The sequence below is a fragment of the Sphingobium ummariense RL-3 genome, from assembly GCF_000447205.1.
GTDB lineage: Bacteria > Pseudomonadota > Alphaproteobacteria > Sphingomonadales > Sphingomonadaceae > Sphingobium > Sphingobium ummariense.
In genome coordinates this window covers 25,666-45,978 of sequence record NZ_AUWY01000048.1, presented here as the reverse complement: position 1 = coordinate 45,978, position 20,313 = coordinate 25,666, and the positions used below count along the sequence as shown (strand labels likewise).

Annotated in this window: 18 protein-coding genes; 12 read left to right on the top strand and 6 right to left on the bottom strand. The window is 65.3% G+C overall.

The annotated features are described in order from the left end of the window. Positions 1–34 precede the first annotated feature (34 nt). From M529_RS30815 to M529_RS30805, 3 genes are all read left to right on the top strand, one after another. The gene (locus M529_RS30815; RefSeq protein ID WP_330217773.1) at positions 35–403 is read left to right on the top strand and encodes a tetratricopeptide repeat protein; all 369 of its coding nucleotides are present in this window, start codon (positions 35–37) and stop codon (positions 401–403) included. A gap of 227 nt (positions 404–630) precedes the next feature. After that, entirely contained in the window at positions 631–2,217 is a 1,587-nt protein-coding gene (locus M529_RS30810) for a hypothetical protein (RefSeq protein WP_021317109.1), read from the top strand. A gap of 92 nt (positions 2,218–2,309) precedes the next feature. Then, positions 2,310–4,607 carry a TonB-dependent receptor domain-containing protein gene (locus M529_RS30805; RefSeq protein ID WP_021317108.1) on the top strand — a complete coding sequence of 766 codons (2,298 nt, stop codon included), beginning with the start codon at positions 2,310–2,312 and terminating at the stop codon, positions 4,605–4,607. Positions 4,608–4,645: 38 nt separating this feature from the next. Here the strand turns inward: M529_RS30805 and M529_RS30800 are convergent, their stop codons facing one another. Next, positions 4,646–5,995 (bottom strand): IS1380-like element ISSp1 family transposase, encoded by a 1,350-nt coding sequence (locus M529_RS30800; protein WP_013039775.1) that lies wholly within the window; start codon positions 5,993–5,995, stop codon positions 4,646–4,648. A 169-nt stretch (positions 5,996–6,164) separates the two neighbouring features. Between M529_RS30800 and M529_RS30795 the strand changes: the two genes are divergently transcribed. Continuing rightward, positions 6,165–6,632 carry a hypothetical protein gene (locus M529_RS30795; protein ID WP_236617655.1) on the top strand — a complete coding sequence of 156 codons (468 nt, stop codon included), beginning with the start codon at positions 6,165–6,167 and terminating at the stop codon, positions 6,630–6,632. 130 nt (positions 6,633–6,762) lie between these two features. On the opposite strand, the gene M529_RS30790 is transcribed toward M529_RS30795, so the two are convergent. Then, positions 6,763–7,107, bottom strand: coding sequence for a GntR family transcriptional regulator (locus M529_RS30790; RefSeq protein WP_021317106.1), 345 nt, complete (start codon positions 7,105–7,107; stop codon positions 6,763–6,765). A 72-nt stretch (positions 7,108–7,179) separates the two neighbouring features. Beyond that, entirely contained in the window at positions 7,180–7,758 is a 579-nt protein-coding gene (locus M529_RS30785; protein ID WP_031294601.1) for a nitroreductase family protein, read from the bottom strand. A gap of 209 nt (positions 7,759–7,967) precedes the next feature. On the opposite strand from M529_RS30785, the gene M529_RS30780 reads away from it, so the two are divergent. The 3 genes from M529_RS30780 to M529_RS30770 are packed head-to-tail and all read left to right on the top strand — an operon-like array spanning position 7,968 to position 12,246. Then, positions 7,968–9,488 carry a peptide MFS transporter gene (locus M529_RS30780; protein WP_021317104.1) on the top strand — a complete coding sequence of 507 codons (1,521 nt, stop codon included), beginning with the start codon at positions 7,968–7,970 and terminating at the stop codon, positions 9,486–9,488. A 14-nt stretch (positions 9,489–9,502) separates the two neighbouring features. Further along, entirely contained in the window at positions 9,503–10,900 is a 1,398-nt protein-coding gene (locus M529_RS30775; protein ID WP_031294599.1) for an amidohydrolase, read from the top strand. Further along, positions 10,897–12,246, top strand: a complete 1,350-nt coding sequence (locus tag M529_RS30770; RefSeq protein ID WP_021317102.1) for an amidohydrolase family protein — start codon at positions 10,897–10,899, stop codon at positions 12,244–12,246. Before M529_RS30775 ends, M529_RS30770 begins: the two co-directional genes overlap by 4 nt. Before the next feature lie 31 nt (positions 12,247–12,277). Here M529_RS30770 and M529_RS30765 read toward each other — a convergent pair whose 3' ends face one another. Further along, entirely contained in the window at positions 12,278–12,745 is a 468-nt protein-coding gene (locus M529_RS30765; RefSeq protein WP_021317101.1) for an SH3 domain-containing protein, read from the bottom strand. A gap of 127 nt (positions 12,746–12,872) precedes the next feature. Between M529_RS30765 and M529_RS30760 the strand changes: the two genes are divergently transcribed. The 4 genes from M529_RS30760 to M529_RS30745 all read left to right on the top strand — a co-directional run bounded on the left by M529_RS30760 (position 12,873) and on the right by M529_RS30745 (position 16,245). Beyond that, positions 12,873–13,871 carry a 2-hydroxyacid dehydrogenase gene (locus M529_RS30760; RefSeq protein ID WP_021317100.1) on the top strand — a complete coding sequence of 333 codons (999 nt, stop codon included), beginning with the start codon at positions 12,873–12,875 and terminating at the stop codon, positions 13,869–13,871. 70 nt (positions 13,872–13,941) lie between these two features. Next, complete coding sequence (locus M529_RS30755) at positions 13,942–14,127, top strand: DUF1328 domain-containing protein (protein WP_021317099.1); 186 nt, start codon at positions 13,942–13,944, stop codon at positions 14,125–14,127. A 5-nt stretch (positions 14,128–14,132) separates the two neighbouring features. After that, entirely contained in the window at positions 14,133–14,336 is a 204-nt protein-coding gene (locus M529_RS30750) for a DUF5818 domain-containing protein (protein ID WP_021317098.1), read from the top strand. 157 nt (positions 14,337–14,493) lie between these two features. Next, entirely contained in the window at positions 14,494–16,245 is a 1,752-nt protein-coding gene (locus M529_RS30745) for a DUF885 domain-containing protein (protein ID WP_021317097.1), read from the top strand. 30 nt (positions 16,246–16,275) lie between these two features. Here the strand turns inward: M529_RS30745 and M529_RS49105 are convergent, their stop codons facing one another. Beyond that, positions 16,276–16,509: a hypothetical protein gene (locus M529_RS49105; RefSeq protein ID WP_152522546.1), complete on the bottom strand. Its 234-nt coding sequence runs from the start codon at positions 16,507–16,509 to the stop codon at positions 16,276–16,278. Positions 16,510–16,766: 257 nt separating this feature from the next. Here M529_RS49105 and acnA point away from each other — a divergent pair, with 257 nt between their 5' ends. Further along, a complete protein-coding gene (acnA, locus tag M529_RS30740; protein ID WP_021317096.1) occupies positions 16,767–19,436 on the top strand; it encodes an aconitate hydratase AcnA in 2,670 nt (889 codons plus the stop codon). A 106-nt stretch (positions 19,437–19,542) separates the two neighbouring features. Here the strand turns inward: acnA and M529_RS30735 are convergent, their stop codons facing one another. Then, positions 19,543–20,190, bottom strand: coding sequence for a prolyl hydroxylase family protein (locus M529_RS30735; RefSeq protein WP_021317095.1), 648 nt, complete (start codon positions 20,188–20,190; stop codon positions 19,543–19,545). Positions 20,191–20,313: the final 123 nt, after the last annotated feature.

The window sequence follows — 20,313 nt, the reverse complement described above, 5'->3', positions numbered from 1 at the left end:
AGAAAGTTTTTTCAGGAGAAATGAGATGCGGAAGATGGCGATGGTTATCGGGTTCGCGTTCGCTGCGGCGCCGGCGATCGCCCTGGCTCAACCCCAGCAGGCAGTCAGCTCGTCCGACGGTCGGCTGGCGGCGGCGTCTTTGCAGGCTGGCGACTTCGAAAATGCAGTGAAAGTGCTGAACGCCGACCGCATCATCGACTCGGCAAGTGATCCTGCGCGGTTGATCAACCTCGGCAATGCCTATGCCGGCATGGGCAGGATGAAGGAGGCGCGTGCCTATTATTCGGCGGCGCGCGCAGCGCCCGACATGACGCTCGCGCTGGCGGATGGCAGCGAAGCGTCGTCGCGCCAGATCGCCATTCGCGCCATGGAGCGGCTGTCGCCCAGCTACGCGATGCGCTGATCGCCGGTCATAGGGCCTGGCAAGACAAGGGGGCGTCGCCGATGGGTGGCGCCCTTTGTCATGGAAGTGAAATTTTATCGTCTCCGTAGAGTCACAAAAGGAAAACGAGCCTGTCATCTGCGACGCCTAACTGCCGCCCCAGGGCGACAGGGGGCGTTGTCCGATTCGCATCCCCTTGGCGCTCCGCATTCCTATCACAAGCCGGCGCGCGCCGGAGCGGAGACCTCATGGCCAAGATCAACCGTTTCAACACCATCCTCATGGCGAGCTGCGCCTGCGTCGCCCTGAGCGCCTGCGGCGCTGACGACATCGCATCGCCCGGCACTGGCGGTGACGTTATCATCAATCCGCCGCCGACGCCGACCCCGACGCCCACCCCCACGCCGACACCGCCCGCGACGGTGACCCCGGCCGGCGGCTGTCCGACCCTGCCTGCGGGCGCAAATCCCTTCGTCGACCGTGGCGTGACGCAAACCACCCCGACCGGCGTGTGGCGCATCTGCGAGCTGCCCGCGACGATCAACCAGTCGATCACGCTGACCAAGGTGCCCGGCCTGCTCTATGCGCTGCCCGGCCGCGTGAACGTCGGCTGCGACCGCGGCCCGAGCGACAGCGCTGTTCCGGCCGGCTGCACCATTCCCTCCGTCACGCTGAGCATCGAGCCGGGCGTGATCGTCTATGGCTCGACCGGCACCTCCTGGCTGGCCGTCAACCGCGGCAACCGGATCAATGCCGTCGGCACCGCCGAGAGGCCGATCATCTTCACCAGCCGCGACAATGTGCTGGGCCTGTCGACCGACTCGTCGATCGGCCAGTGGGGCGGCGTCGTGCTGATGGGCCGTGCGCGCGTCACGGACTGCACCACCGGCTCGGTCGGTGCGGGCACCTGCGAGCGCCAGACCGAAGGTTCGGCTGACCCGGCCGTGTTCGGCGGCCAGATCGACAACGACAGCAGCGGCACGATGCGGTACGTCCAGATCCGCTATTCGGGCTACGTCCTTGGCGCCAACACCGAACTGCAGGCGCTGACCACCGAGGGTGTCGGCAGCGGCACCACCCTGGACTATATCCAGAGCCACAACAGCTCCGACGATGGCGCGGAATTCTTCGGCGGCGTCGTGCGGCTGAAGCACTATATCGCCACCGGCGCGGACGACGACAGCATCGACAGTGATACGGGCGCGAATAACCGCATCCAGTATGCGCTGGTCATCCAGCGTCCGGGCGCGGGCGACGCGCTGTTCGAGATCGACAGCAACGGCTTCGAGTCCGATACGCCGCGTCAGAGCCTGATGGTCGCGAACTTCACCGCGATCCAGAGCCAGACGAGTGCCAACAACGAAGGCAACGACCTGGCATCCGGCCTGTTCCGCGGCAATTCCGACACGACGCTGATCAACGGCATCATCGTGTCGCCGAACAATGAGTGCATCCGCATGAACGGTTCGGGCACGACGCCGGCGACGCTGACCGCCCGCTCGGTGGTCATGCAGTGCAACGCGACCAAGTATCTCGGCACCGGCAGCATCACCGCCGCACAGGTCGCGACGGCCTTCGGTACCGGCACGAACAACAACAACGATGCCTACACGGCTACACTGAGCAGCCTGTTCATCAACGGCGCGACCGAGACCGCTGTGCCGGCCTTCGATGCCAAGACGCTCGACTCCTTCTTCGACACGACGACCTATATCGGCGCGGTCAAGGACGCGAACGACAACTGGTACAAGGGCTGGACCTGCAACTCCGCCTACGCGCCGTTCGACAGCACCAGCAACGCGAACCGCGCGTGCACGTCGCTGCCGATCACCTAAGGGCCGCCTGAGCCCATATACGGGGCGGGAGACGGTCTCATGCGAGCCGCCTTCCGCCCCGATTGCGCAAATTCAATATTAGGGGACATTAGATGGCGACGCCGCTCAAGTTCGCGGGCCTGCTGCTCCTTTCATCCGCACTGATCGCCCCCGCCGCGATCGCGCAAACCGCTGATCCGCAGGCCGCCGATCCGGCCGCCGCGCCGGGGCAGTCGGCGACCGAAGCCGGCCAGGACGAGGGAACGCCGCCGGACGTGTCCATCCCTGGCGGCGACATCGTCGTGACCGGGCGGCGCACCGCCAACATCCAGCGCAGCGCGCCCGCCGTCGTGTCGGTTCTGTCGTCGCAGGACATCGCGCGCACGGGCGAAGGCAATATCGCCGGCGCGCTGGGCCGCGTCACCGGCCTCAGCGTCGTGGGCAACGGCTTCGTCTATGTCCGCGGCCTGGGCGACCGCTATTCGCTCGCGCTGCTCAACGGCTCGCCGCTGCCCAGCCCCGAGCCGCTGAAGCGAGTCGTCCCGCTCGACCTGTTTCCGACCAACATCGTCTCCTCCTCGCTCGTGCAGAAGAGCTATTCGGTCAACTATCCGGGCGAATTCGGCGGCGGCGTCATCAACCTGACCACCAGCGCGGTTCCGGCCGAAAGCTTCCTGACCGTCAGCGGCGGCATTGGCGCCAATACCGAAACGACGTTCCAGATGGGCTACAGCTATTATGGCAGCGCCAGCGACTGGACCGGCTTCGACAACGGCCGGCGTGATATCGCCCCTGCCATGGCCGCCTTCCTGAAGAGCGGCGAGCGGATCAGTTCCGGCAATGTCGACACCACGGCGATCGCAGGACAACTCGTCAACGCGAACAACGGCCTGGTGCACCGCATCAAGGACATCGAGCCCAATTTCACGACGACCGTCTCGGGCGGCACGTCCTTCGACCTGGGCGGTTCCACCCTGGGCCTGATCGCGACGGCGGGCTACAGCAATCGGTGGGTGACGCGCGACCAGCGCCAGCAGAACTCGCTGACCCCCGACCTCGGCACGCTGGAAAATGATTTCCAGCGCGTCACGACCGACAACCGCATCATCGTGAACGGCCTGCTCGGCCTCGGCCTGGAGTTCGGCGACAACAAGATCCGCTGGACCAACCTCTATATCCGCGACACGCTGAAGCACACGCGGCTCGGTATCGGCCATCGCCAGGAAACCGACGTCGATTTCATGCAGCAGGACACCGCCTGGTATGAGCGGCAGCTGATCGACACCCAGCTCGTCGGTGAATTCAAGCTGTCGCCCGAGTTCAGCGTGGACGTGCGCGGCGGCTATGCGAACTCGCAGCGCGAGGCGCCCGAGGAGCTGACGCTGGAATATGTGCGGACCAATGCGGCGTCCGACCCCTATGGCAATTATTTCGTCAACCGCCTGAACAACGGCAATGGCGGTGATGCAACGATCAGCTATTCGGACCTGAACGAGGATCTGTGGTCCGGCGGCATCGACCTGACCTACAAGCCCGTTCCGGACCTGTCGTTGACCGCGGGCTATGCCTACCTGGACACCAACCGCACCAGCTCACGCCGCGACTTCCAGTTCACCGCGCCCAGCGATTTTCCGCAGGGCGTCGGCATGTTCCGGCCCAACTATCTGCTCGAGCCGGCGGTCGTCGATCATTACAATATCGTCCTGATCGAGACCAACGAGGGCAATCCCGCCTTCCGCGCGACGCTGCGCAACCATGCCGGATACGGCAAGCTCAACTGGCAGATCACGCCGGAGCTGTCGATCGACGCCGGCGTCCGCTACGAGAAGGCCAAGGAAGTCGTTTCCCCGATCCAGGTCTTCACCGTTCCGGGCGCGAGCACCGCGGCGACGAGCCTCGATAACGATTATTGGCTGCCCGCCGCCACGCTCACCTGGCAGTTCCGCCCGGACATGCAGGTTCGCCTGAATGCGTCGAAGACCATCGCGCGGCCGCAGTTCCGCGAGCTGATCTATCAGTTCTACTTCGACCCGGACACCAACCGCCGCTATCAGGGCAACCCCTTCCTGCAGGACAGCAAGCTGTTCAATGCGGAAGCCCGCTATGAATGGTATTTCGGGCGTGACCAGCGCTTCTCGCTGTCGGGCTTCTACAAGAATATCGACAACCCGATCGAGACCTTCATCACGGGCGGCGAGTTCATCACCAGCTTTGCCAACGCCCCCAAGGCGCGCCTCTATGGCGGCGAAGTCGAGCTGCAGAAATATTTCGACCTCTCCAACCTCTCTTATTCACGACGCTCGGTTTCGGGCCCGCTCTGGGCATTTGCTGCGGCTGGCTGTATTGCGCGGACGACCGGCATCGCTGGCGTTTGTTTCACCGCATTCGGATTGATGGGCTTTTCGGGTTGAAGGGCTGGGCTCGGAGTTCTGCGGCGCTGCCGCATGGGCTACGTCGGCGCAGGCTTCAGCCGGAGAACGAGGGCGCGGAACAGGTCGGCATCCGGACAGGCGGAAGCGAAGGCAATGCGGATGCGGCTAGCACTTTCTACGACGCGCGCAGCGACCTTGAGCAGCCGCAGGCGCAAGGTGGTAAACTCCGCGCTTGCCAGAGCAGCGGTCCTGGGCATCGCCTGCTGGATGCGCCATAGCAGCCAGTATGCGGCAGTGTGCAGTATCAGGCGCATCTGATTGGCATTGGCCGAGCGGCACGAGGTTCGGTCGCTGGCGAGCTGGGACTTGTGGCGCTTGATCAGGTTCTCGGCCTGACCACGCGCGCAGTAGAGCGTGTCGTAGATGTGCTCGGCCGATCCTGTTGCCAACGAGGTGACGACATAGCGGATGTCCATGCCCAGCGTGCTGGCCTCGATCCGTGCAACGACGCGACGCTGGCACTTCCAGGTCTTTGCCCCATAGCGGGTCTCGGCATAGTTGCGCAGGACGGGACACTGACGCTGGGCGCGCTTGACCGCGCAGGCATCGGCGACCGCAACAATGGCGGGATCGGCGCGCAGCGCTGAATTGGTGGGCAGGCCGAACACGTAATCGACGCGGGCCGCATCGCAGTAGGCCATGACCTCGGGTCGACCATAGTGCCCGTCGCCGCGGATAGTGATGTGGGTATCGGGCCAATTACGGCGCAGGTGACGCACCAGGCGTCGGATGTGCCCCGCCGCCTCCTTTCCAGAAGGCGTCTTGCCTGTGCGCAGCAGCATGGCCACCGGCCTGCCGGTCGCGGTGTCGTAGATATGGATCGGTAGGAAGCAGCGCTCCCCATGATGCCCGTTCCAGAACGAGAGCTGTTGATAGCCATGCACGACGTCGCACGTGTCGTCGATATCCAGCGTGACCGCTGTCGGAGGGGCGGGATAGCTGGCGCAGTAGATGTCGATCATCGCGGCCATCATGCTGGCCAGTTCGCGCGTAGTCGGTGCATTTTCCCACCGGCTCATCGTCGGTTGGCTGGCCAGCCCCGCGCCCGATTCCGGCAGCTTGCCGAGCGCCAGGCGGAAGCCTGGATCGTCGCGCAGAGCATCGAGATCATCGGCATCCTCATAGCCGCACGCAATCGCGAACACACGGGCACGCAGAATGTCATCCAGGCGATGGATCACCCGCGCTGGATCGCGCGGATCGGCAATACAAGCCGCCAGGCGCTGGCAAATCCCCATCGCGCGCTCGGCCTGTGCAAGCAGTAGAACACCGCCATCCGAGGTAAGCCGGCCACCGTCGAACGCAGCTGTGATTTTCTTGCGGCCGACTGCTGGGAATCCAAATGAGCTTGCGATATCATCGTTCATGGCGGGTGTGGCCCGTGGCATTTTCTGCCCTGCGGCAGGTTCGGCTTAGACACCCAGTTCCTAATTCAGATCAGAGGCTTACGCCACTCCCGCCAACCCTTCAGGACACTTTTGGTGAATAAGGCGGGCCAACCTGGCGAGCGGCGAATTCTTCTCGACCCGCCGCGTGGTGGCGATCGCCAACTACACCTATACCAAGTCCAAGCTGAAGGTCAGCGAGGGCGACACGGTCGCGGTGTTCGGCGCATCGTCGACCCTGGCGACCGACTTCTTCCGCGACGGCGCGCCGCTCACGGGGCAGTCGGACCATCTGGTGAACTTCCAGCTTGGCCTGGAAGACCAGGAGAATCTGTCGCAGCAGACCCTGATCCTGTCCTATGCCAGCAAGCGCGTTACCAGCCGCGGCCTTGCCAACCAGGACCAGCCCGACGTGTATGAATATCCGGGCATAAACCTGGACTTCGTCGTCCGGCAGGGCATCCATGTGCTGGACCGCCAGTTCGACTTCAAGTTCGAAGCGCGGAACATCACCGGCAACAAATATAAGGAAACCCAGTCGAACGGCACCAATACGGTGACGTACAACGCCTATGACATCGGGACGACCTTCAACTTCTCGCTGTCGACGACCTTCTGATCCGCGGGATCAGGATGGAATGGGAAGGGCGCCTCTAGGCGCCCTTTCTTTTGCCGGTACCGGTCATGCCGGGCGGCATAATGGAAAACCCGACGCTGCTTCTTTCTTGCGAAGAAGGGCGGGAAAACGGTCAGGCCTTCTGCAGGTCCAGATCGTCCAGCCGCAGGCCGAGCCGGCGGATCTGCTGCGCCACCGGCGGCCACACCGTATCGAGGAAGCGGGAGCGTTCCGTCTCGCGCAGGCGACGGGTCGCGCCCTCGGCGACGAACATGCCGACCCCGCGCTTCACCACCACCAACCCGTCATCCTGAAAGCTCTGATAGGCCTTCGCCACGGTCAGCGGATTGGCGCCCTGCTGCGCCGCGAAGGCGCGAACCGAGGGAAGCAGATCGCCATCAGCATAGTCGCCGTCCAGGATGGAAGCGGCAATAATCTCCCGCAGGCGGAGATATACGGGCTTGGAGTCGTCGGCCATAGTGCATCAGTGGCATAATACAGCCATGCGCGTCAACTCAGGACGCTATGCTATTTTGTCGTACAAAAGTAACTATCTGTCCCATATAGATACTATTTTGTCATAATCTGGCCGCGGTCGTTCTTCGAGCGGCTTCCCCGGCGTGCCCAGAAACACGAAACCGGCGATCCGCTCGCCCTCACCGGCAAAGGCGGTGCGCACATCCCCGTTATAGCAGGGCCAGCCCGTCAGCCAGCCGCCGGCGAACCCCAGCGCATGGGCGGCGTGGAGCAGGTTCATGATCGCCGCGCCAGCCGACAGTTCCTGTTCCCACAACGGAATCTTGCTCCCCTCGACAGGGGCGGACAGAGCGACCACCAATGTCGGCGCCTGATGCGCGAACTGGTGCATCGCCTCGATCTCCAGCCGCCCGGCATCGGGCTTCTCGGCGCGGTAGGACGCTTCCAGCAGGTCCGCCAGGGCGCTGCGCTTGTCCGCCGGCACGATCACAAAGCGCCAGGGGGCGAGCTTGCCGTGATCGGGCGTGCGCAGCGCGACTTCCAGTATCTCCCGCAACTGCGCGTCATCGGGGCCGGGTGCGACCAGGTCGCGCGGCTTGCCGGAGCGACGAGTCTGGAGGAGCGAGAGAGGGGTAGAACGGTCGTTGAACATCGGCAGGACAGATGGCGCGGCTCGGCTCTCGGCGCAAGGGCGCGTTCGCGCTTTCCCATCCGGCCTGGAGCTGTGTATCAGGGGAAGGCGCTGCAACCCAAACTTTCGCCTGCCCAAGCTCCGCTTTTGACAGGACGGGCCGTCCCGCTCTACACCCATGCCATCCGCCGGCCGTGGGCCGGAACGATATAAGGCAACCAAAGGGGCTCATGGCGACCTCAGACATGGCAATCGCCGGGGCGGGCAAGACCTGGCTCGGCCATCCGCGCGGGCTGTACCTGCTGTTCTTCGCGGAAATGTGGGAGCGCTTTTCCTATTACGGGATGCGCGCGATCCTGATCTTCTACCTCACCAAGCATTTCCTGTTCGGCGACGAGCAGGCCTATCTCCTCTACGGCGCCTACACCTCCCTGGTCTACATCACGCCGGTCATCGGCGGCTATCTGGCCGACCGCTATCTCGGGCCGCGCAAGGCGGTGTTCGCCGGCGGCATCTTCATCGCCTTCGGCCATTTCCTGATCGCGGTGACGGAGGGGCCGGGTGGCCAGGATCCGTTGTTCCTCAACGGCTTTTACCTTGCGCTCGCCAGCATCATCGTCGGCACGGGTTTTTTGAAGGCCAATATCTCGGTCCTGGTGGGCGAGCTTTATCCGCGCGACGACACGCGGCGAGACCCGGCCTATTCGATCTTCTACATGGGGATCAACATGGGTGGGATGCTGGGGCCGATCGTCTGCGGCCTGCTGGGCGAGCGCTGGGGCTGGAGCTGGGGCTTCGGCGCGGCGGGCGTCGGCATGCTTCTGGGCCTCGTCATGTTCGTGTGGCTGAAGCCCTGGCTGCTGGGGCAGGGCGAGCCGCCCGAGCCGAAGGCCCTGTGCGAGCCCGTCGCGGTCGGGCTGACGCGCGAATGGGCGATCTATGTCGGCGCGGCGCTGGGCGTGGTCGCGATCTGGCTGGTGATCCGCTATGCCGAACTGCTCGGCTATGCGCTGCTGGTCTTCTCCGCGCTGACCGTCGCCTATATCGTCTGGCGCGCCGTGGCCGTGCTGTCGCCGGTGGACCGCGACCGGATGTTCGCGGCGCTGTTCCTGATCGCGCTCAACCCGCTTTTCTGGGGCCTGTTCGAGCAGACCGGATCGTCACTCAACATCTTCACCGATCGCCATGTGGACCGGGCCATATTGGGGTGGGAGGTGCCTGCGTCGCTGTTCCAGTCGGTCAACTCGGTCTTCATCATCCTGCTGGCCCCGCTGTTCGCGCTGCTCTGGACCCTGCTCGACCGGCGGCGCCTGGAACCGTCCTCGCCCGCGAAGTTCGGCATCGGTCTGGTGCTGTGCGGCGCCGGCTTCCTGGTGCTGGTCGCAGGGGCAAAGATGGCGGGCGCCAGCCTGACGCCGGTGATCTTCGTCTTCCTGATCTATCTGCTCCATACCATGGCGGAACTGTGCTTTTCTCCGGTCGGCCTGTCGGCGATGACGCGGCTGTCCGTCTCCTCGATGGTCGGGCTGGTAATGGGCACCTGGTTCCTCGCGATGGCGGCGGGCAATTTCATCGCCGGCCTGATCGCTCGCGCGACGGGGGGCGGGGAGGACGGATCGGTGACGCAGGTGCTTGACGTCTATGGCAAGATCGGCTGGTTTGCCATCATCGTGGGGGCGCTGGTGCTGCTGGTGTCGCCCTATGTCAAACGCATGATGCACCTGGGCGAAGGCGCCCCGGCGCAACAATAACAGGGGATCGCATGATGAAGAGACGCAGCCTCATGCTGCTGTCGCTCGCGCTGCTGGCGGGCGTAAGCGGGCAGGCCGTGGCGAAGAAGGAGGACGACAAGCCGGCGCAGACCCAAGGGTCCTCCGCCGAGCCGGAAAACCCCTATCCCTCGACCTATGTGCCGTTTCCGGGCCGACCGACGGTGATCCGCGGCGCGACGATCTTCGACGGCGAAGGCGCGCGGATCGACGGGGGCGTCGTCTTCCTGTCGGATGGCAAGGTGACGGCGGTCGGTGGTCCCGACACGCCGATCCCGGCCGATGTCGTCGTGATCGACGGCACCGGCAAATATGTGACGCCCGGCGTCATCGACATCCACAGCCATCTGGGCGACTATCCGTCCCCCAGCGTCGAGGCGCTGTCGGATGGAAATGAGGCAACCTCTCCTGTCACGCCGCATGTCTGGGCGGAGCACAGCGTCTGGCCGCAGGATCCCGGCTTCTCGCGCGCGCTTGCCAATGGCGGCGTGACGACGCTGCAGATCCTGCCCGGATCGGCCAACCTGTTCGGCGGGCGCAGCGTGACGCTGAAGAATGTCTACGCCCGCACGATGCAGGGGATGAAGTTCCCCGGCGCGCCGCAGGGCCTGAAGATGGCCTGCGGCGAGAATCCCAAGCGGGTCTATGGCTCCAAGGGCCGCGAGCCCAGCACCCGCATGGGCAACATGGCCGTCAACCGCCAGACTTGGATCAAGGCGCGCGAATATCAGAAGAAGCGCGCCGCCGGGAAGGAGCAGGTCCGCGACCTCGCCATGGAAACGCTGGCCGACACGCTGGAAGGCAAGATCCTGGTCCACAACCATTGCTACCGCGCCGACGAAATGGCCAATGTCATCGATATGTCGAAGGAGTTCGGCTACAAGGTCGCGGCCTTCCACCATGCGGTCGAAAGCTACAAGATCGCCGACCTGCTGCGGGAGAACGGTATCTGCTCCGCCATGTGGGGCGACTGGTACGGCTTCAAGATGGAAGCCTATGACGGCATCAAGGAGAATATTCCGCTGGTGCACCAGGCCGGTGCCTGCGCGATCGTCCATTCGGACGACGAGAACGGCATCCAGCGGCTGAACCAGGAAGCCGCCAAGGCGCTGGGCGCCGGGCGGCGGATGGGGATGAATATCTCGGACGAGGTCGCCTGGACCTGGCTCGCGATCAACCCGGCGCGGGCCATGGGCATCGCCGACCGGACCGGCAGCCTGAAGCCCGGCAAGATGGGCGACGTCGTGCTGTGGAACGGCAACCCCTTCAGCACCTATACCCGGCCGGAAAAGGTGTGGATCGACGGCGCGCTGCTCTACGACGCGATGGACCCCAAGCGGCGTCCGGTCAGCGACTTCGAACTCGGCCAGATTGGCGCGGGAGACGTGAAATGAACAAGAACAGTTCTACCCTTCGGGTCGCTCTTCGCCTTCGCCCGGCGCGGGCGCTGCTCGCCGCCGCTCTGCTCGGCGGATCGGCCGGCGTTCCCGCGCTTGCCCAGACGATCGCCATCACCGGCGCCACCGTCGCGATCGGCGACGGGTCGGAGCCGATTCAGAACGGCACCGTGGTCATCACCGGCGGCAAGGTCGTGGCGGCCGGTGCGGGCGTCGCGGTGCCCCCCGGCGCCAAGACCATCGACGGCAGCGGCAAATGGGTGACGCCAGGCCTCGTGTCCGGCTATTCGCGCGTCGGCCTGGTCGAGGTGCCCGGCGTGCGCCAGACCAACGATACGGAGGCGCGCTCGCCCTTCTCCGCGGCGATCGACGTCGCTCCGGCGATCAACCCGCTGGCCAATCCGGTGGCGATTAGCCGCACGGCCGGGGTGACCCGGGCGGTGGTCGTCCCGTCGGCCGGCAGCGGCATCTTCGCGGGGCAGGGCGCTGTCGTGGATCTGGGTGCTGACATGAGCCCGATCACCAAGGCCCGCGCCTTCCAATATGTCGAGATGGGCGAGGAGGGCGCGCGCGGTGCGGGCGGCAGCCGCCCGGCGGCCTATCTGACGTTCAGGACGATGCTGCGCGAGGCGCAGGACTATGCGAAGGCGCCGGCCAGCTATGACGGTCGGTCGAAGGACAGCCTGCTCAACCGTGCCGATGCCGAGGCGCTGGTGCCGGTGGTGAACGGCCAGATGCCGCTGATGGTCCATGCCGAAAGCGCGCGCGACATCCTGTCGGTGCTTGCGCTGAAGCAGGATTTCCCGATGCTGAAGCTGATCCTGGCGGGGGCGACCGAAGGCTGGATGGTCGCGCCGCAGATCGCGGCGGCTAAGGTGCCGGTGATCGCCGGCGGCTTGGACGACCTGCCATCCGCCTTCGAGAAACTGGCGGCGACGCAAAGCAATGTCGGGCGGATGGTGAAGGCGGGCGTGCCGGTCTCCATGGGCCTGATGGACCGTGACGAGGGGCTGCAGTTGAGGCTCGCGACGCAGCAGGCGGGCAATATGGTGGCGCTGAACAAGATACCGGGCGCGACCGGGCTCAGTTGGGGGCAGGCTTTCCGCACGATCAGCTCCGCCCCGGCCGAGGCCATGGGGCTGGGCGACCGGATTGGATCGCTGAAGGCCGGGAAGGCGGCCGATGTCGTGATCTGGGACGGCGATCCGCTGGAGATGGAATCCGCGCCGGTCGCGGTGTGGATCGACGGCGTGCAGCAGCCGATCGATAACCGCCAGACCAAGCTGCGGGATCGCTATGCGACGCCGCGGCCCGGCGCGCTGCCCAAGGCCTATGAATGGTAGGGTATTGAACGAGGGGGTGGCGGTGGAGCGACTACTCCACCGCCCCCCATATGTCCCCCGCCTTCACGAACCCGCGCTGGCCGTGCGCATCAAGGACGCACCAGCCCCCGGAGCAGGACGACAGGCGACCCACCACGCCCTTTTCCGCGCGATAGAGGGCGCGGGCGCCATCGCTGGCGGATTCGCGCAGAGGTGCGACCGTGGCGCGCACGATCGCGGTCGGCGTGTCGCTCAGCAGGCGGACATGCATCCAGCCCTGCGTGCCGTCGGGATCCTCCACCTTGCGCCACTGGCCCAGCACCTGCACCACCTTCACCGGCAGGTCGCGACGGCGATAGATCCAGCTGGAGGGGTAATCCAGGCTGGGGCCTACGCGCATGCGCGCTTCGTCCTGGGAAATCGACGCCCAATAGGGCACCTGCTTGGTGGGCGCCGCCACAGCGTTGCCCGCAACCATGAGCGTGGCGACCATGCTTGCCGCCAGCAGATACCCCTTCATCACCGGATCATTCCCAACCAGCCCTACAGCCCTCTCATAGACCGGGGCCGGCCCGCGCGACAATCACTGACTTGCAGCGCGGGCATAAGCGCTTGACCGGGCGGGCGGGCAGGAATAGCGGCCATTCATGGCCAGAAAACCGCGCCCCGCCAAGCCGCGCGTCATCGTCACGCGCCGCCTGCCCCCCAATGTGGAGGCGCGCATGGCCGAACTGTTCGACACCAGCTTCAACGTCGAGGACTGTGCGATGGACCGCACCGCGCTCGCCCGAGCCATGGCGCAGTGCGACGTGCTGGTGCCCACCATCACCGACCAGATCGACGCGGCGATGATTGCCGCCGCCCCGGAGCGGTTGCAGATGATCGCCAGCTTCGGCAGCGGGGTGGACCATATCGACCTGGCGGCCGCGCGGCGGAAGGGCATCATCGTCACCAACACGCCCGGTGTCCTGACCGAGGATACGGCGGACATGACCATGGCGCTGATCCTCAGCGTCCCCCGGCGCCTGGCCGAAGGGGAGAAGCTGGTCCGCACCGGGCAGTGGCGCGGCTGGAGCCCGTCGGGCATGCTGGGCCATCGCATAGGCGGCAAGAAGCTGGGCATCATCGGCATGGGTCGCATCGGCCGCGCGGTCGCCGCGCGGGCTCGGGCCTTCGGCCTGACCATCGCCTATCACAACCGCCATCGCCTGCCCTTCGAGGTGGAGCAGGAACTGGAGGCCGCCTGGTATCCTGAGCTCGATTCGCTGCTGCGCGACAGCGACATCGTGTCGATCCATTGCCCGCTGAACGCCGACAGCCGGCGGATGATGGACGGACGGCGGATCGCCCTCATGCGGCCCGACGCCTATTTCATCAACACCTCCCGCGCGGAGATCACGGACGAGGAAGCCCTGATCGTCGCGCTTTCCGAAGGGCGGATCGCGGGCGCGGGGCTGGACGTCTATACGCATGAGCCGGCGGTGGATACGCGGCTGTTGGCCCTGTCCAACGTCGTGCTGCTGCCGCATATGGGGTCGGCCACCTTCGAGGGGCGCGATGGCACCGGCGCGCGCGTGATCGCCAATATCCGCAGTTGGGCCGACGGCCACCGTCCGCCCAACCAGGTGCTGGAAGGCTGGGTCTGATCCGGCTGCGGAACAACCCGTCACCCCGACCGTTCAGAAATCATCTGTTCATGAAGGGAAGGACAATCCCATGATTCGCCTAGCCATCATCGCCCTCGTCATTGCGGCCGTGCTCGCCATTCTCGGCTTCGGCGGCGCGGCCGGCACCTTCGTCGGTATCGCCAAGCTGCTGTTCGGCATTGCCGTCGCGCTGTTCCTGATCTTCCTCGTGCTCGGTCTGCTGGCCGGCAAGGGCGTCAAGGACGCGATAGACTAAAATCCATGGAAGAGGCTGGAGCAGGCGTGGACGAGACCGGCAGGTTGCTACGCGATGAGGCCGGTTTCCTGCTCCAGCGCGATCTGGGCGGCACCTATCGGCTGGTGCTGCTCCGCGTCCCCGTCGATCATGTCGAAAAGCGCGTCCGCGTGCGGGGGTGGCATGCTGGCGAGGGCGTGATCGAGGTGGAAGGCGTGGCGCCGGTATAGATATCTCATCCTCTTTGTCATCCCAGCGAAAGCTGGGATCTCATTTCCCTTCGTCGCACGCGCCACAGAAGGGAGAGCCCAGCTTTCGCTGGGATGACGAGTTGAGCTCCACTATCGCTCTTGCCAAGGAGCGGCGCAGGAAGGATCAATTGCGCCCATGCGCAAGATTCCGTCCTTCCTTCTCGTCCTTTCCGCCGCGCCCGCCTTGGCGCAAAGCCCGTCCGACCAACTCAATTCCGTACTCGCCGACCACTGGCGCTGGTATCTGGCGGAGCATCCGGTCGAAGCCACGCAGCGCGGCGTGCGGGATTATGACGACCGCATCACGGATATCTCGCTGAGGGCGCAGGACGCGCGGATCGCGGCGGAGAAGGCCTTTGCCGCGCGACTCGACGCCATCCCGGAAGCCGGACTGGACGAGACCGGTCGCACCAATCGCGCGGTGCTGCTGTGGATGCTGCGCGACGATATCGAAAGCGACCGGCATCAGCCTGAGCGACTGATGCTCTTCACCACCTATTATGGCTGGCACCAGGGCTTTGCCGGCATGGCCGACGGGCTTCCCTTCTACACCGCTGCCGATTATGAGAGTTATCTGAAGCGGCTGGCCCTGTACCCGAAGCAGAATGGCGATGCGCTCACGATCACGCGGCAGGCGATTAAGGGCGGCTATGTCCAGCCCTGCTCGGTCCTGGGCCACTATGCCGACAGCATCAGTGGCGTGGTGGCGGGCAAGCCGGAAGAGACGCGCTTCTACGAGCCGTTCAAGCGGACGAAGCCGCGCGACGTGAGCGACGCCGAATGGGCGGCGATGCAGGCGCGGGCGGTCGCGCTGATCCGCGACGTCGTGGCGCCTGAATATGGGAAATGGCACGACCTGTTCGTGAAGGACTATCTGCCGCGTTGCCGGAAGAACGACAGCGCCTCCACCTTGCCGGGCGGACGTGAATGGTATGCCAGCCGCGTGCGTGCGCACACCACCACCGACCTGACGCCGGACCAGATCCACGAGATCGGCCTGAAGGAGGTCGCGCGCATCCGCGCCCGGATGGACGCGGTGGCGGCCAAGGCGGGTTATCCCGACCGGGCCGCCTTCATAGCGCATCTGCGCACCGATCCCTCCTATTATGCGAAGACGCCCGAGGAACTGCTGCGTGCCGCGGCACGGCAGGCCAAGGCGATCGACGGGCTGCTGCCCCGCTATTTCGCGACGCTGCCGCGGCTGCCCTATGGCCTCAAGCCCATTCCCGCGGCCGAGGCGGAGGGGACGACCACCGCCTATTACATGCCCGGCGCCCCGGAGGCCGGGATTGCCGGCACCTATTATGTGAACACGTCGAAGCTCGACCAGCGGCCCTTCTGGGAGCTGCCGGCGCTCACTGCGCATGAGGCGGTGCCGGGGCATCACAACCAGATCGCGCTGCAGCAGGAACTGCCGCTGCCGCCGTTCCGCAAATATGTTGCCGGCTTCACCGCCTTCGTGGAGGGGTGGGCGCTCTACACCGAATATCTGGGCGAGGAGATGGCCCTCTACGACACGCCCGAAAAGATGATGGGGCGCCTGTCCTACGAGATGTGGCGCGCCTGCCGGCTAGTGGTCGATACGGGCATCCATGCCAAGGGCTGGGACAAGGCGCGCGCGGTTGCCTTCATGAAGGAGAACAGCGCGCTGACCGACGCCAATATCGATGCGGAAGTGAACCGCTATATCAGCTGGCCGGGGCAGGCGCTGGGCTACAAGCTGGGCGAGATCAAGATCCGGGAGCTGCGCGTCCGGGCGGAGCAGGCGCTGGGGCCGAAATTCGACCTGCGCCGCTTTCACGACGCGGTGCTGGGGCAGGGCGCTGTACCGCTCACAGTTCTCGACCGCCAGATCGACGCGTGGATCGCTGCGGAAAAGGCGCGGTAGTGCTTTTGCGTCAGCGAGGAGGCTGCCGGCCTAAAGGATGATTTGACGCGTCCGGGCGGGCGTTACCGTCGCCCAGCGCCGATAGCCCGCGTCCAGCGGCAGCGCCGTCGCGCAGCAGGCGCATTCGGCGACCGTTCGCCCAACCAGCCATTGCCGTGCCCCGCATTGCGGACAGCTCGCGCCTTTCCCTGGGCGATAGGCAGGCAGAAAGAAACCCGTCGATCCTATAGGATCGGGCGTGATGCCACCGGCAGGCGTGTCCATGCTGGAACTCCCCATGTTACGCGCCGACAACGCAGGAGGTCGGGATTGTTTCCCGTGCCGCAGGCGGATCGTTGAAACCCTTCTTTTGTCCATTTGACTCCCGCCCGACAGGCGTTATGGCGGCGCAGCATCGGGACATACCTGCTTCGACCGTCGGTTGGGGCGCATCCCTCCGCCCGCCGCTCGACGGGCATCTGGTGGAATCGCGTCATCCTCCCGCCTCACGGTCGGGGCGCTTGCGAGGAGACGCACGACTTATGACCGCCATCGGACAGGATACACTCGGCACCCGCGACAGCATGGCTGTCGGCGGCAAGGACATTGCCTATTATTCGCTCAAGAAGGCCGCCGCGAAGCTCGGGGACGTTTCGCGCCTGCCTTTCTCGATGAAGGTGCTGCTGGAGAACCTGCTCCGCTTCGAGGATGGCGTGACCGTGACGGTCGAGGATATCCAGGCGATCGTCGACTGGCAGAAGGAGCGCCGGTCGGAGCGCGAGATCCAGTATCGCCCCGCCCGTGTGCTGATGCAGGACTTCACCGGCGTGCCCTGCGTGGTCGATCTGGCCGCGATGCGCGACGCGATGAACGCGCTGGGCGCCGACGCCGCCAAGATCAACCCGCAGGTGCCCGTGCACCTCGTCATCGACCACTCGGTCATGGTGGACGAATTCGGCACGCCCCAGGCATTCGAGGACAATGTCGAGCTGGAATATCAGCGCAACATGGAGCGCTACGACTTCCTGAAATGGGGCTCCAAGTCGCTCGATAACTTCAAGGTCGTGCCTCCCGGCACCGGCATCTGCCACCAGGTGAACCTGGAGAATATCGCGCAGGCGGTGTGGACCTCGACCGATGCGGACGGCGCCACCGTCGCCTATCCCGACACCTGCGTCGGCACCGACAGCCACACCACCATGGTCAACGGCCTGGGCGTGCTTGGCTGGGGCGTCGGCGGCATCGAGGCCGAGGCCGCGATGCTGGGCCAGCCCGTGTCCATGCTGATCCCGGAAGTCGTCGGCTTCCGCTTCACCGGCGCACTGCGCGAGGGCATCACCGCCACCGACCTGGTGCTGACCTGCACCCAGATGCTGCGCGCCAAGGGCGTGGTCGGCCGCTTCGTCGAATATTTCGGCCCGGGCCTCGCCACGCTGACGCTCGCCGACCGCGCGACGCTCGCCAACATGGCGCCGGAATATGGCGCGACCTGCGGCTTCTTCGGCATCGACGACAAGACGCTGGACTATATGCGTCTGACCGGCCGTTCGGAGGAGACCATCGCGCTGGTCGAGGCTTATGCGAAGGAGCAGGGCTTCTGGCTCGACCCGAATGTCGAGCCGGTCTTCACCGATATCCTCGAACTCGACATGTCGACCGTCGAACCCTCGCTCGCCGGCCCGAAGCGCCCGCAGGACAAGGTCGTGCTGTCCAGCGTCGACGACGTGTTCAACGCCGATCTGGAGAAGGTCTACAAGAAGACCGCCCCGGCCCGCGTCGCCGTGGAGGGCAAGGATCACGATATCGGCGACGGTGACGTCGTGATCGCCGCGATCACCAGCTGCACCAACACGTCGAACCCCAGCGTGCTGGTCGCCGCCGGCCTCGTCGCCAAGAAGGCAGTCGAAAAGGGACTGAAGCCCAAGCCCTGGGTCAAGACCTCGCTCGCTCCCGGCTCGCAGGTCGTCACCGACTATCTGGAGAAGGCGGGCCTCCAGTCCTATCTGGATGCCGTCGGCTTCAACCTGGTCGGCTATGGCTGCACCACCTGCATCGGCAACAGCGGCCCGCTGGCCGAGCCGATCAGCAAGGCCATCAACGGCAACGACATTGTCGCCGCCTCCGTCCTGTCGGGCAACCGCAATTTCGAAGGCCGCGTGTCGCCGGACGTGCGCGCGAACTTCCTCGCCAGCCCGCCGCTGGTCGTCGCCTATGCTCTCAAGGGCACGGTGACCGAGGATTTCGTCAGCACGCCGATCGGCACCGGATCGGACGGCGCCCCCGTCTATCTCAAGGACATCTGGCCCTCGAACGAGGAAGTCCGCTCGGTCCTGGACGGCGCGATCAGCCGTGAGATGTTCCAGAGTCGCTACGCCACCGTCTTCACGGGCGATGCCCGCTGGCAGGCGATCGACGTCACCGGTTCCGACACCTACACTTGGCGCGCCGGGTCGACCTATGTCGCCAACCCGCCCTATTTCGAGGGGCTGACCATGACCCCGGCGCCCGTCACCGACATCGTCGAGGCGAAGCCGCTGGCGATCTTCGGCGACTCGATCACCACCGACCACATCTCGCCGGCCGGCTCCATCAAGGCCAGCTCGCCCGCGGGCAAGTGGCTTAGCGAGCATCAGGTCGCCCAGGCCGACTTCAACAGCTACGGTTCGCGCCGCGGCCATCATGAAGTGATGATGCGCGGCACCTTCGCCAATATCCGCATCAAGAACCTGATGCTGGACGGCGTCGAGGGCGGCATGACCCGCTACAATGGCGAGGTGATGCCGATCTACGACGCGGCGATGAAGTACAAGGCGGACGGGACGCCGCTGGTCGTCATCGGCGGCAAGGAGTATGGCACCGGATCGTCGCGCGACTGGGCTGCCAAGGGCACCAACCTGCTGGGCGTGCGCGCCGTCATCGTCGAGAGCTTCGAGCGCATACACCGCTCGAATCTGGTCGGCATGGGCGTGCTGCCGCTGCAGTTCAAGAATGGCGAGACTCGGGACACGCTGGGCCTGACTGGCGACGAAAGCTTCACCATCACCGGCGTCGCGGACCTCAAGCCCCGTCAGGATGTCGAGGTGAAGGTGACCCGCGCCGCCGGATCGACCTTCAGCTTCACGGCGCTCTGCCGCATCGATACCGTCAACGAGCTGGATTATTTCCTGAACGGCGGCATCCTGCAGTACGTCCTGCGCAAGCTGGCCGCCTGATCGCTGCCGCGGATAATGAAAAAGGGCTTCTCCTTCGGGAGGAGCCCTTTTTTGCGGGCCGAGCGATCGCGTCCCGTAACGCCGACCCGCGCGCGGATGCGCCGACTCAGCCCCAGGGCCGTTCCCGGTACCATTTGGTGATGACGTGCTTGACGCCGCTGCGCACCTTCATCGCGTGGTGCAGCGTGGCGGCGTTGTAGCGGCCGGGCTCGATCCGGTTGTTCCAGGCGAGCAGCTTGCCGGTTTCCGGCTGCACCGTCTTGCCGATCTTGGGAAAGCGGGTCGCGCCGCCGGCCTTCGGCGCATTGAGATAGACCATCAGCGTCCAGGTCCGGTTGCCCGAGGTTGCGCAAAACCGGGCATAATCCACGCCATTAGGGTCGAAATAGTCGGTGTGCGCCTTGAATTCCTGCCCCACCGCATAACGCTGCCCCTGTATGGGTTCACCATGGGCGGGATCGATCCCGGAAAAGGCGCAGAGCTTGGCGTCGATCGCGGCCACGAAGGGGTCTTCCCCGTCAAGGTCGCAGGTCTCGCTGGTACGGAAGGCGTAGTCGCCATTGGCATCGGCGATGGTCGACGGGCGGCGTCCCGCCTCGATCCGTTCGATGAGGCCAGTGCATTCCTCCGCCGAGAGGAAATCGCGCCGGATGAACAGCGTCAGCTCGCGGCTGGGCACGCGCTGGACTCGGGGATGCGCCGCGATCCATTCGGGATCGGCGTCGGTGGCAAAAGGGATATCTGTAACGGACATGACGTCTCGCAAGGGACGGCTGGGCAGTCGGGCTTACGGCTCCTAGCTATCGTCCGTCGCAGGAATTGCAAGCGTCCTTCCCGCACTTCCGGCCTGGTCATAATTATGACACATAACTGTCAT

What these genes read in the sequence shown, in the direction of transcription:
- M529_RS30750 (WP_021317098.1), top strand. Translation starts at nt 14,133, where the DNA reads ATGGAAGAGGCTGGAGCAGGCGTGGACGAGACCGGCAGGTTGCTACGC.
- M529_RS30765 (WP_021317101.1), bottom strand. Translation starts at nt 12,745, where the DNA reads ATGAAGGGGTATCTGCTGGCGGCAAGCATGGTCGCCACGCTCATGGTT.
- M529_RS30775 (WP_031294599.1), top strand. Translation starts at nt 9,503, where the DNA reads ATGAAGAGACGCAGCCTCATGCTGCTGTCGCTCGCGCTGCTGGCGGGC.
- M529_RS30790 (WP_021317106.1), bottom strand. Translation starts at nt 7,107, where the DNA reads ATGGCCGACGACTCCAAGCCCGTATATCTCCGCCTGCGGGAGATTATT.
- acnA (WP_021317096.1), top strand. Translation starts at nt 16,767, where the DNA reads ATGACCGCCATCGGACAGGATACACTCGGCACCCGCGACAGCATGGCT.
- M529_RS30780 (WP_021317104.1), top strand. Translation starts at nt 7,968, where the DNA reads ATGGCGACCTCAGACATGGCAATCGCCGGGGCGGGCAAGACCTGGCTC.
- M529_RS30815 (WP_330217773.1), top strand. Translation starts at nt 35, where the DNA reads ATGGCGATGGTTATCGGGTTCGCGTTCGCTGCGGCGCCGGCGATCGCC.
- M529_RS30810 (WP_021317109.1), top strand. Translation starts at nt 631, where the DNA reads ATGGCCAAGATCAACCGTTTCAACACCATCCTCATGGCGAGCTGCGCC.
- M529_RS30800 (WP_013039775.1), bottom strand. Translation starts at nt 5,995, where the DNA reads ATGAACGATGATATCGCAAGCTCATTTGGATTCCCAGCAGTCGGCCGC.
- M529_RS30735 (WP_021317095.1), bottom strand. Translation starts at nt 20,190, where the DNA reads ATGTCCGTTACAGATATCCCTTTTGCCACCGACGCCGATCCCGAATGG.
- M529_RS49105 (WP_152522546.1), bottom strand. Translation starts at nt 16,509, where the DNA reads ATGGACACGCCTGCCGGTGGCATCACGCCCGATCCTATAGGATCGACG.
- M529_RS30770 (WP_021317102.1), top strand. Translation starts at nt 10,897, where the DNA reads ATGAACAAGAACAGTTCTACCCTTCGGGTCGCTCTTCGCCTTCGCCCG.
- M529_RS30745 (WP_021317097.1), top strand. Translation starts at nt 14,494, where the DNA reads ATGCGCAAGATTCCGTCCTTCCTTCTCGTCCTTTCCGCCGCGCCCGCC.
- M529_RS30755 (WP_021317099.1), top strand. Translation starts at nt 13,942, where the DNA reads ATGATTCGCCTAGCCATCATCGCCCTCGTCATTGCGGCCGTGCTCGCC.
- M529_RS30760 (WP_021317100.1), top strand. Translation starts at nt 12,873, where the DNA reads ATGGCCAGAAAACCGCGCCCCGCCAAGCCGCGCGTCATCGTCACGCGC.
- M529_RS30785 (WP_031294601.1), bottom strand. Translation starts at nt 7,758, where the DNA reads ATGTTCAACGACCGTTCTACCCCTCTCTCGCTCCTCCAGACTCGTCGC.
- M529_RS30805 (WP_021317108.1), top strand. Translation starts at nt 2,310, where the DNA reads ATGGCGACGCCGCTCAAGTTCGCGGGCCTGCTGCTCCTTTCATCCGCA.